This is a genomic window from Kribbella koreensis, from assembly GCF_039525325.1.
Lineage (GTDB): Bacteria > Actinomycetota > Actinomycetes > Propionibacteriales > Kribbellaceae > Kribbella > Kribbella koreensis.
Map to the genome: position 1 here is coordinate 111,651 of NZ_BAAAHK010000022.1, position 10,589 is coordinate 122,239.

Here is a 10,589-nt window from a genome sequence, read left to right on the forward strand (position 1 = left end):
CGCACGACGTCCAGTCCGGCCGGCCGGGATTACCATCGCCGGTATGGCCTTCGCCCCGGGGTTCGGAGTGGTCTTGCGCGGCTTCCGCCGGGAAGCCGCGCTGACGCAGGAAGCACTGGCCGAGCGGGCTGGGCTGAGTGTCGAGGCGGTCCGTCTCCTCGAGGCGGGTCGCCGGCGTAATCCGCGGCCGAGCACGGTCCGGCAACTGGTCGAAGCGCTCGGACTGTCCGAGCAGGATGGCGCGCGTCTGCTGGAGGCCGCCCGTCGGCGGGTTGCGGCGACCGGCCACGAGCTGCCCCCGGACATCGACGACTTCTCCGGCCGGGCGACCGAACTCCAGGCGCTACTGGATTCGCTGACCAGTACCGCGCCCGCGGTCGCGCTCGTGTCTGTCGCGGGGATGGGCGGGATCGGAAAGACAGCGCTCGCGGTACGCGGGGCACGGCTCCTGAAAGGCACCTTCCCGGATGGCTTCCTGTATCTGAACCTCGGGGCGCATGGCGGCGGCGAACCGGCTCAGCCGCTGGAACTGCTGCAGAGGCTGCTCCGGGCACTCGGGGTCGACGAGGGGCAGATCCCGGACGAGGTCGAGATGGCGGCCGCGCGGTATCGCTCGGTTCTGGCCGGCCGGAGGGTCCTGGTTCTCCTCGACGATGCGGCCGGCACCTCTCAGGTCTCGCCACTCATTCCGGGCAAGGGTGGTTCGGCCGCGCTGATCACGAGCCGCAAACAGCTCACCGAGCTGCCAGGCCTACGGCAGCTGCGGCTGGATGTGTTGTCGGACGCCGAGGCGCTGGAGCTACTGGCGGCGCTGCTGGGCGAAGGCCGGGTCGAGGAGGAACAGGAAGCCGCGCTCGCGGTGGCCCGGTTGTGTGGGCATCTTCCGTTGGCGCTGCGGATCGCGGCCGGCTATCTGTCGGGGCAGCACGAGAAGAGCATCGGACACCTGGTGACCGAGCTCGAGTACTCACGCACGAGGGTTCTGTCCGCCGACGGAAACGGGGTTCGCGCGAGCGTCGACCTGTCCTTGCGGGCCCTCGCCGACGACCCGCGGCCGATCGCCCGGACGGCTGCCGAGGTGTTCCCGATCGCGGCCCTGCTCGGTGCCGATGACTTCGGACTGCCTGCGGCGGCAGCCGCGATGGACCGGCCGACGCGCGAGGTCGAGGACGCGCTCGAGCACCTGGTGGACATCAGCCTTCTCGAGACCCCGCAGCTGCATCGCTACCGGATGCACGACCTGGTCGCGGAGGTCGGCCGCGAGTTGGCGCAGGCGACTCTCGGGACGGCTGGTACCGAGGTTGTCCGGCTGCGGATCCTCGACCACTACCTGGCGCTGGTCTGGCGGATCGACGAGCATGCGGCACCACGTGAGGCGCTGGGCCAGTGGCCCGACCCACAATGGTCGTCGGCGGCCAAGGACCTCGATCTCGAGGCCGCGATCGAACTCCTCGACGCGGACCGCCACAGCTTGGTGGCCATCGCCCGCGCGGCGGCCGGCGGCTCCGAGGCCGAGCGTCGTGCGGTGATCCGGATCGCCGCCGGGATGAACAACTACGGCTTGTCCCGCAAACGGTGGAGCGAGTGGCGGGCGGTCCTGCAGGCCGCGGTCACCGTCGTCGGCGAGCTCGACGAGCCGGTCGCCGCGGGCATGGTGCATTTCGATCTGGGCATCGTCCACAAGGAGCTGGACGACTTCGAAGCCGGCGCCGCGCAGCTGGCTCAGGCGGTCGGCTATGCCCGCGAAATAGCAGTGGCGGCGTTCCAGGCGGCCGCCGAGCTGCATCTGAGTCACGCTCTGGAGCGAGCGAACCGGCTGGCCGAGGCCCGGGCGATCGTGGAACGAGTGCAGCAGCAGCAGTGGGACGAGCAGATCGCCTCCTGGATCGCCTTGATCCTGGGAATGGTCGCCGGCAAAGAGAAGGATCTGTCCGGGCAACGCGCGGCCTTCGATCGCTCGATCGAGCTGTACCGCGTGGCGGGGGCGCCCGCGCGTGCCCTGGCGATGCGTTATCGAACCATCGGCGAGTCATTGGCCGAGGCCGGCGAGTACGAGGAAGCCGAAGCGGCCTTCCACCAGGCGCTGTCCCTCTATCGTGCCGAGAACGACGCCATGGACATCGCCGCGATCCTCGAATGCCTGGGTACTGCCTATGTCGCCGCCGGTCGCTTCGACAAGGCGGAGGCGGTTCTGCTGGAGGCACTGCCGCTCGTCCGGGAGCAGCAACAGTGGGACTGCGAGGCCCGTGTCCAGGTTGCCATCGGCCGGCGTCTGGCCGCGCTGGGGCAGTTTGGCGAGGCCGAAGACGTCTGGCGGGAGGCGTTACGGATCTATCAGGACCACGGGGCGGCGGCAGCTGATGGCGTGCGTGAGTTGTTGGCGTAGGGGCAACTAGGATCGCTGGTATGAGCACCCGGCTGGGTGGATTGTTGCGGGCGCACCGGACTGCGGCTGGGTTGAGTCGGGAGGCGCTGGCTGAGCGGGCCGCTTTGAGTGTCGAGGCGATCCGGGCGCTGGAGAACGGGCGGCGGCGGTATCCGCGGGCCAGCACGATCGAGCACTTGGCCGGGGCGCTGGGGCTGCCGGAGGCCGAGCAGGAGTTGCTGGTGCAGGCCGCGCAGAGGCCGGTGGCGCAGGCTGTTCCGCGACAGATGCCGGCGGATCTCGCCGACTTCGTCGGCCGGGAGCAGGCGCTCGACGAGCTGGTCGATGCACTGACGGCTGTTCCGGGCCATCCGGGCGGAGCCGTGCTGGTGGCGATCGCCGGGATGGGTGGCATCGGCAAGACCTCGCTGGCGGTCCGCGCCGCCCAGCAGACCGTCGATGAGTTCCCCGATGGTCAGTTGTACGTCGACCTGCGTGGGCACGGTGGTGACCCGGTCCCGCCGCTGGAGGCGCTGGGCCGGGTGTTGTGGACCCTTGGCGTGCGCGACGTACCGGATGAGCTGGCGGCCGCGTCTGCGCGGTACCGGTCCCTGCTGGCCGGACGGCGCGTGCTGCTCATGCTCGACAACGCGGCCAGTACTACCCAAGTGGGACCGCTGCTGCCCGGTACTGCGGAGACGGTCACCCTGGTCACCAGCAGGCGAAGGTTGAGCGGGCTGGACGGAGCCAAGCATCTACCTCTCGACCTGCTCTCCGAGGCCGAGGGGCTGGAGCTCCTGGCGTCAGTGGCCGAGAACCGGACGGAGCAGGAGCCCGCTGCGGCCGCCGAGGTTGTCCGGCTGTGCGGGCGGCTGCCACTGGCCCTGCGGATCGCCGGCACCTACCTCGCCGACCGGCCCGGACTCTCAGTCAAGCAACTGGCTGCAGCACTGGCCGACGAGCAGTCCAAGCTCGGCGTGCTGTCGTCCACTGGGCTGGGCGATGGCGTGCGGTCGAGCCTTGGCGTCTCCATCGAGGCCCTAGCGGCGAGTACCCGCAAGGTCGATCAAACGGCTGCCCGGGCACTCCCGCTGGTGTCCCTGCTCGCGGGGGACGACTTCTCGCTGCGGGTTGCCGCTGCTGCGCTCGATCTGCCCGTGTTCGAGGTCGAGACGGCGCTCGAGCACCTGGTCGACGTCAATCTGCTCGAGACGCCGGCGCTGCGGCGGTACCGGATCCATGACCTGATCCGGGCTGTCGGGCACGATCTGGCCTTGTCGATGACGACCGAGGAGGACCGGGCCGCGCTGAGGCTCCGGGTGCTGGATCAGTACGTCGCGACGCTCTGGCGCGCGGATGAGCTGGACCCCCAGTCGCCGGTGCGGGTCAAGTGGCACGACTCGGCCTGGGTGGCCGGCGCGCTGGACCTGCCCGATCTGGAGAGCGCCCTCGAGGAGTTCGACGCGGACCGTAACAACCTCGTCCTGGCGACCCAGGCCGCGGCGGCCGGGTCAAGGGCAGAACGCGAGCGGGTCGTGCGGATCGCGGCCGGCGCCAGTCTGGCGTGCCGGTACCACCGGCGATGGCTGGAGTGGAAGCAGCTCAACCAGTTCGCGGTCGGGCTGGTCGACGAGCGATCGGATCCGATGGCCGCCTTCATGATCCATTTCGACCTGGGACTGGCACAGGCCGAGCTGGGCGACTTCGCCGGCGGAGCGGAGCATCTGGCCGTGGCTCGCCGGCTGGCCGCGGAGCTGGGGGACGGCGAATACCAGGCCAAGAGCCTGATGAACCTGGCGCACGTGCTCGAACAGGCCGACCGGCTGGAGGAGGGACGGCAGGCCGCGCAGGACTCGATGGCTCAGGCGATCAAGATCGGCAACGAGAACGTGGAGGCCTATTCGCGGCTGATCCTCGGCCAGATCGCCGGGAAGGAGGGCGAGTTCGAGGCTCAGCGGGCGGCCTTCGAGGCGGCGCTCGACGTGATCCGGCGGACGGATCGGCCGTCCCGGGTGGCGGCGCTGCAGTTGACGATCGCCGAGGCATACCGCACGACCGGCCGGTACGACGATGCCGTCGACGCGTTGCGGCAGGCCGAGGTGATCCATCGCGCGAGCGGTTCGGACGGCGGCGTGGCCGAGGTGCTCGATCATCTCGGCGCCGTGTGGTTCGAGCTCGGGCGCTATCAGGACGCCCTGAGAACCCAGCAGAACGCGCTGAAGCTGGCGGTGGAGGTCCAGGAGCAGGATCGGGAGGCGAGCGTGCGGCTGCGGATGGGACAGACGCTGGCCGCGCTCGGCCGGGCCGACGAGGCGCGCGCCGAGTGGCAGGCCGCGTTGCGCTTCTACGACAGCCACGGCAGCCCGCGATCGGAGCAGGCGAGGAAGCTGCTGGCCGGGCAGTGACTGGTTCCACAGCCGTGAGTTGAGGCGTCAACCTTCCCGGGGTCATAGAGTGCTGGAGTGACGACAGACCCCGGCGGCAGCATCGATTCCGGGGAGTTCCGTACGGCGATGGGCCGGTTCGCCTCCGGGATCACCATCATGAGCACCCTGCAGGACGGCGTCGCGCACGCGATGACCGCCAACGCCTTCACCTCCGTCTCGCTGGATCCGCCGCTGGTCCTGGTGTGCGTCGACCACGGGGTCCGGATGCACGATGCGGTCCTCGACTGCGGATACTGGGCGCTCTCGGTGCTGTCCGACGCGCACCGGGAGATCGCCGAGCGGTTCGCCAAGTCGGGCCGGGACCTCTACCGGCAGTTCGACGGGATCGCCACCCAGACCGGTCCGAAGACGGGCTGCACGCTGATCGAGGGAGCGCTCTCCTGGCTGGAGTGCCGGACCTGGGCGACCTATCCGGGCGGCGACCACACGATCGTCGTCGGCGAGGTTTTGAGCCTGGGTACCGGGCCGGCCAGTGACGCTTCGGCGCTGATCTACTACGCAGGCGGATATCGGGCACTCAAGGGCAGATAGGCCTGCCCCTTCCGGTAGTCTTTGCCGTTGCTGTTACCTGGTTACGAGCAGGAGGACTCTGTCCGGTGGGGAGAAACAAGCTCGCGGGGATCATCGCCGCGGCAGTGTTCGGGGTGCTCGTAGTCGCTTACGGTCTCGCGTTCGCGCTGACCGGCGACAAGGTACCGGGGGATACGACAGTCCTGGGGATTCCCCTCGGTGGCCTGTCCGAGAACGACGCGAAAGCCAAACTGCAGGCCGGGCTGAAGGATCGCCTGGTGCTGCCGATCAAGGTCAAGGCCGGTGAGTCGACCTTCGCGGTGAAGCCCGCCGACGCCGGACTGACCCTGGACGTCGACGCGACCGTCGCCGCGGCGGGTGCCGGGCGCAGCCTGAACCCGGCCCGGATCTGGCGCGCGATGACCGGTGGGGACGCGATCCAGCCGGTGATCGCCAAGGACGAGACCAAGCTGAAGGCCGCCGTCGAGACGCTGGCCAAGCAGGTCAACCGGCCGGCCACCGAAGGCACGATCACCTTCGTCCAGGCCAAGGCCGTCAAGCACCCGTCCGCCGACGGGCTGCAGCTGGACAACGACAAGGCCGCCGAGACCGTCGTCTCCGGCTTCCCGTCGGACGGCAACCCCAAGGATCTCCAGGTCAGCGTGACCAAGCCGAAGGCCGGTACCGAGGCCATCGACAAGGCGATGACCGAGTACGCCGTACCGGCGATGTCCGGCCCGGTCCGGCTGACCGTCGGGGACAAGAGCGCCGACCTGCAGCCCGAGGAGCTCGCTCCCGCGCTGACCCTGGTCGCCAAGGACGGCGGCTTCACGCCGAGCCTGAACGCCAAGCTGCTCGAGCCGCTGTTCGCTGAGCGGTTCAAGACGCTGGAGACGCTGCCCAAGGACGCGACGATCGGGATCGTGGCCGGCAAGGCCAAGGTGATCCCCGCCGTCGACGGCATGGTGGTCGCCCGCGACAAGGTGGTGCCGGCGATCCTGGAGATCCTGCCGAAGCCGGCCGGTCAGCGGACCGCCGCGGTCGGCCTGGCGCACACCAAGGCCAAGGTCACCACCGAGGCCGCGACCGCGCTCGGGGTCAAGGAGGTGATGGGGGAGTTCACCACGCACTTCCCCTACGCCGAGTACCGCAACGTCAACATCGGCACCGCCGCCCGCAAGATCAACGGCACGCTGCTGAAGCCGAACGAGATGTTCAGCCTGAACAAGATCGTCGGCGAGCGGACCCGGGAGAACGGCTTCACCGACGGCAACATCATCAGCGGCGGCAAGTTCGTGCTGGATCTGGGCGGCGGCGTCTCGCAGTCGGCCACCACCACCTTCAACGCGGCCTTCTTCGCCGGCCTGAAGGACGTCCAGCACAAGGCGCACAGCGTCTACATCGACCGCTACCCGGTCGGCCGCGAGGCGACCGTGGCCTGGCCGTCGGTCGACCTGAAGTTCCTCAACGACTCCGGTCACGGGATCTTCGTGCAGACCATCTTCACCGCCGCCAAGCCCGGTGGGCAGGGCACCCTGACGGTGAAGATCTGGGGCACCAAGGTCTGGGACATCACCGCGGGCAAGTCCGAGCGGACCAACTTCCGCGCGCCGGGCGAGGTCTGGGACACCGCCGCGAACTGCCGGCCGCAGGCGCCGACCGGTGGCTTCGACATCAAGATCTTCCGGTACTTCGCGAAGAACGGCGTCCGGGTCAAGACCGAGTCGTTCACCACGAACTACAACGCGGCCGACACGATCCACTGCGGCCCCAAGCCGGGCACGCCGCCGGCGACGCCGACCACTCCCGGTCCGCCCGGGATGGGCAAGCCGTCGGGCCCCAGCACCACGCGTCCGCCCAGCTGATCACTCTGTAGCGCGTTTCGGGCCGTCCCCATGCTTTGGGGGCGGCCCTTTCGCTTGGCCCGGGCGGTGCGGTTTCAGGCGCGGTGGAGTTCGTGCAGGTGGGCTGCGACGTCGTTGAAGATGTCCTCGCCGATCGCCGCGCCCTCGCGACGCACCTCGGCCGGGTCGATCCGTAGTACCCGATCGATGCGTACCTCGCTGTTGCGGCCGGCCTTGTCCCACGGGCCGCTGCCGATGTCGAGCCAGACCCGGCCCCAGCGGGCCTCGTCGGCGGCATCGCGGTCGTGGTCCTTGCTGGTCAGGATCAACGCGAGCAGCCACGGGCCGTCCGAGCCGACAACCAGTACCGGCCGGTCCTTGCCCTGGTGGTGGTCCTCCTCGAACGGCACCCAGGTCCAGACCACCTCGCCCGGATCGGCCACGCCGTCGTCGGGGTGCGGCGTGTACTCGACGTGCACCGTGCCCTCGTAGTCACCTGCGTACTCCGGTCGCACCTGCTCAGTCATGGGCCGACCCTACCGACTGCCTGCCCTCACACGACGGCGTCGCGACACGTTCCCTCCCTATGCAGATACTCACGGCGACCCGCGGCCGCACGGCGATCCTGGCGATCCTGCTGACCGGTCAGTTCATGGCCAACGTCGACACCGCGGTCGCCAACATCGCGGCTCCGTCGATCGGCGCGACGCTGGGCGCCTCGGAGGGGCAGGTCGCGCTGGTGGTCTCCGGGTACGTCGTCGCGTTCGCCGTCCTGCTGATCACGGGCGCGCGGCTCGGGTCTTCGCTGGGCTATCGCCGGGTGTTCCTGCTCGGCCTGCAGGTGTTCACGGTCGCCTCGCTGGCATGCGGGCTGGCGCCGGAGATCTACTCGCTGACCGTCGCGCGGTTCGTCCAGGGCGCCGGGGCAGCGCTGATGGTGCCGCAGGTCCTCAGCGGGATCCAGCTGTACTTCGCCGGCCGCGACCGCGTGAAAGCCCTCGGCTACTTCTCCATAGCCCTGTCCGGCGGAGCAGTAGCCGGACAGGTCGTCGGCGGCCTACTGATCGCCGCAGATCTCTTCGGTACTGCCTGGCGCCCGATCTTCTTGATCAATGTGCCCATCGGGGTCGCGCTGGCCTTAGTGGCCCGGCGGTACCTCCCCGCCGACGCCGCCGACGCCGCCGACGCCGCCGCGGGCGGCGCGGGCGGCGCCGGTGAGCAGCGGCAGGCGATTGATCTGCGCGGCGTGCTCACGCTGTCGATCACCGTGCTACTGCTGATCGTCCCGCTGCTGCTGGGCTCCGAGCGTGGCTGGCCCGCGTGGGCGTGGGGCTCGCTGGTCCTCAGCCTGCCCATGGCGTTGCTGTTCGAGCGCGGCGAGCGCCACACGGCAGCCCGCGGCGGTCGTCCGTTGATCGCTCGTCCTCTGCTGCGCACGCCGGCCGTCCGGGCCGGGTTGCTCGCTCATGCGCTGACCACTGGTGCGTACTTCGGGCTGCTGTTCGTGCTGGCGTTGTATCTCCAGCAGGGGCTGGGGAAGGGGCCGGCCTACTCGGGGTTCGCCATGGTGGTGTGGGTGGCCGCGTTCGGGCTGGCCGGGCCGATCCTGCCGCGGCTGCCGGAGAGCTTCCGCTGGATGCCTGTGATCGGCTGTCTCCTCCTGGTTGCGGGCTATCTGGCCGTGCTCGTCTATCTGCTGCTCGGTGGCTCGGCTGGGCCGTTGCTGTTCGCCCTGCTGGGGATCGGCGGGCTTGGGCTCGGGTTCAGCTCCAATACGCTCATCGGCGCCGTCACGTCGGCGGTGCCGACGCAGTACGCGGCTGATGCTTCCGGGGTCATTGCCACCAACGCGCAGCTGTCCGGGGCGCTAGGGGTGGCGGTGGGCGGTGCGGTCTACGTGGGGATCGCAGTGCCTGGGCGCGGGCTGAGCGTAGTACTGGCTGGGTTTGCCGGGCTTGCGCTGGCTGCGGCTTGGTCAGCTCGTCGGCTGGTTCGTTAGGTAGCGATAGCGGTACGCCATGGCGTACCCGAGGTTGGTGTAGGTCGTCATGGCCGGCTTGTTGTCCTCCACAACCTCCAGGTAGCTACGGCGGCCGCCCAACTGTCCAGACCAGCGCGCAAGCTCCTGCAGGATCGCTGTAGCGAGCCCACGTCTCCTGTACTCCGGATCGACCCGCACAGCATCCACACCGAGCCAGTGGCCGGTCATCGACCCGCGCCCAACCGCGACCACCCGGCCGTCCAGCTCCACCGAGGCGAAGGCCGCCTTGGGAGCGCCCTCCATCACAGCCGGCGCCACAGCCGGAGGAGCGCCTTCGAAGGCGGCCTCGTACCACGCAGCGTCCGGCTTATCGCTGACGGTGACCTCGTAGTCCGGGGACGCATTCACCAGCTCCAGCGTCGTGTGCATGACCTGTACGTCGGCCTGCTCCGGCCGAGCGTCGACCCAGCCCAACTGGCCTAGCTCCTGCGCCGCAGGGCTCTCCAGGCGGACCAGGGCCAACGGCTGCAGCCCCCGGTCGGTGTAGAACGCCTCAGCCAGCTTGAGAGCCTCCGAGACGGGCATCTCGGGGTCACCGGCCGGCAGGAGGGAGTTGGCGCGGCCAGTCCAGCCGTCAGAGGCCCGCAGGAGCCACTGGCCGACGTACGAGGTCTCTACTGCGGGGCGGCCCAGGGCAGTGGTGAGGAAGAGCTGCTCGACGTCCACGGGGCGCAACGGCATCGGCGGGATCCGCTTGGCTGCTGAGACGTCCTGCAAACGCACCCGGTGCAGCGTACTGTCGGAGTGCCGGACCACCAGCCAACCCGCGTCATAGCCCTGCAGCACCCCGATCACATCGGTCGACTGGCCGCCCGGAAGCCGGTGGCGGACGACGACACGGTGGCCGATATCACGGGCACTGAGGTCTGACACGATGCGGACTCCTGGCAGAGTGGGGCTGGTACTACCGTGATACTAGGTAGCCGCACCACCATATGAGCATCGGGAACACCGCACCGCAGCACCCAGTCCGCTGCGCCTGCTGGCTATAGGAGGAGTACCAGTGACCTACGTCATCGCGCAGCCGTGTGTTGACCTCAAGGACCTCGCCTGTGTCGAGGAGTGTCCGGTCGACTGCATCTACGAGGGCAACCGGATGCTTTACATCCACCCCGACGAGTGCGTCGACTGCGGAGCGTGCGAGCCGGTCTGCCCGGTAGAGGCGATCTACTACGAAGACGACACCCCGGAGCAGTGGAAGGACTACTACACCGCCAACGTCGACTTCTTCAACGACCTCGGCTCGCCGGGCGGCGCCTCCAAGATGGGCAAGATCGACAAGGACCACCCGTTCATCGCCGCGCTGCCCCCGCAGGAGCACGACGAGTAGAACCTGCCGGCCCCAGCCGACCACAAGTCGGCACCTCGAACACCCAGTGGCG

The 10,589-nt window shown here is 69.3% G+C and carries 8 protein-coding genes; 6 read left to right on the forward strand and 2 right to left on the reverse strand.

The annotated features are described in order from the left end of the window. The first annotated feature begins 43 nt into the window (after nt 1–43). The 4 genes from ABD116_RS38400 (at nt 44) to ABD116_RS38415 (ending at nt 7,187) form a co-directional block, all read left to right on the forward strand. Nucleotides 44–2,386: a tetratricopeptide repeat protein gene (locus tag ABD116_RS38400; RefSeq protein ID WP_343982578.1), complete on the forward strand. Its 2,343-nt coding sequence runs from the start codon at nt 44–46 to the stop codon at nt 2,384–2,386. 20 nt (nt 2,387–2,406) lie between these two features. Beyond that, nucleotides 2,407–4,770: an ATP-binding protein gene (locus tag ABD116_RS38405; RefSeq protein ID WP_343982580.1), complete on the forward strand. Its 2,364-nt coding sequence runs from the start codon at nt 2,407–2,409 to the stop codon at nt 4,768–4,770. A 57-nt stretch (nt 4,771–4,827) separates the two neighbouring features. Then, a complete protein-coding gene (locus tag ABD116_RS38410) occupies nt 4,828–5,343 on the forward strand; it encodes a flavin reductase family protein (protein WP_343982582.1) in 516 nt (171 codons plus the stop codon). Between the two features lie 65 nt (nt 5,344–5,408). Beyond that, nucleotides 5,409–7,187 (forward strand): VanW family protein, encoded by a 1,779-nt coding sequence (locus tag ABD116_RS38415; protein ID WP_343982584.1) that lies wholly within the window; start codon nt 5,409–5,411, stop codon nt 7,185–7,187. A 74-nt stretch (nt 7,188–7,261) separates the two neighbouring features. Here the strand turns inward: ABD116_RS38415 and ABD116_RS38420 are convergent, their stop codons facing one another. Continuing rightward, nucleotides 7,262–7,693 (reverse strand): type II toxin-antitoxin system PemK/MazF family toxin, encoded by a 432-nt coding sequence (locus ABD116_RS38420; RefSeq protein ID WP_343982586.1) that lies wholly within the window; start codon nt 7,691–7,693, stop codon nt 7,262–7,264. Between the two features lie 59 nt (nt 7,694–7,752). Between ABD116_RS38420 and ABD116_RS38425 the strand changes: the two genes are divergently transcribed. Further along, on the forward strand, nt 7,753–9,165 hold the full coding sequence (locus ABD116_RS38425) for an MFS transporter (protein ID WP_343982589.1): 1,413 nt from the start codon (nt 7,753–7,755) through the stop codon (nt 9,163–9,165). On the opposite strand, the gene ABD116_RS38430 is transcribed toward ABD116_RS38425, so the two are convergent. Further along, nucleotides 9,142–10,080: a GNAT family N-acetyltransferase gene (locus ABD116_RS38430; protein ID WP_343982592.1), complete on the reverse strand. Its 939-nt coding sequence runs from the start codon at nt 10,078–10,080 to the stop codon at nt 9,142–9,144. The two genes, ABD116_RS38425 and ABD116_RS38430, sit on opposite strands and share 24 nt — an antisense overlap. A 130-nt stretch (nt 10,081–10,210) precedes the next feature. Between ABD116_RS38430 and fdxA the strand changes: the two genes are divergently transcribed. Further along, complete coding sequence (gene fdxA, locus ABD116_RS38435; RefSeq protein ID WP_131285641.1) at nt 10,211–10,537, forward strand: ferredoxin; 327 nt, start codon at nt 10,211–10,213, stop codon at nt 10,535–10,537. Nucleotides 10,538–10,589 lie beyond the last annotated feature (52 nt).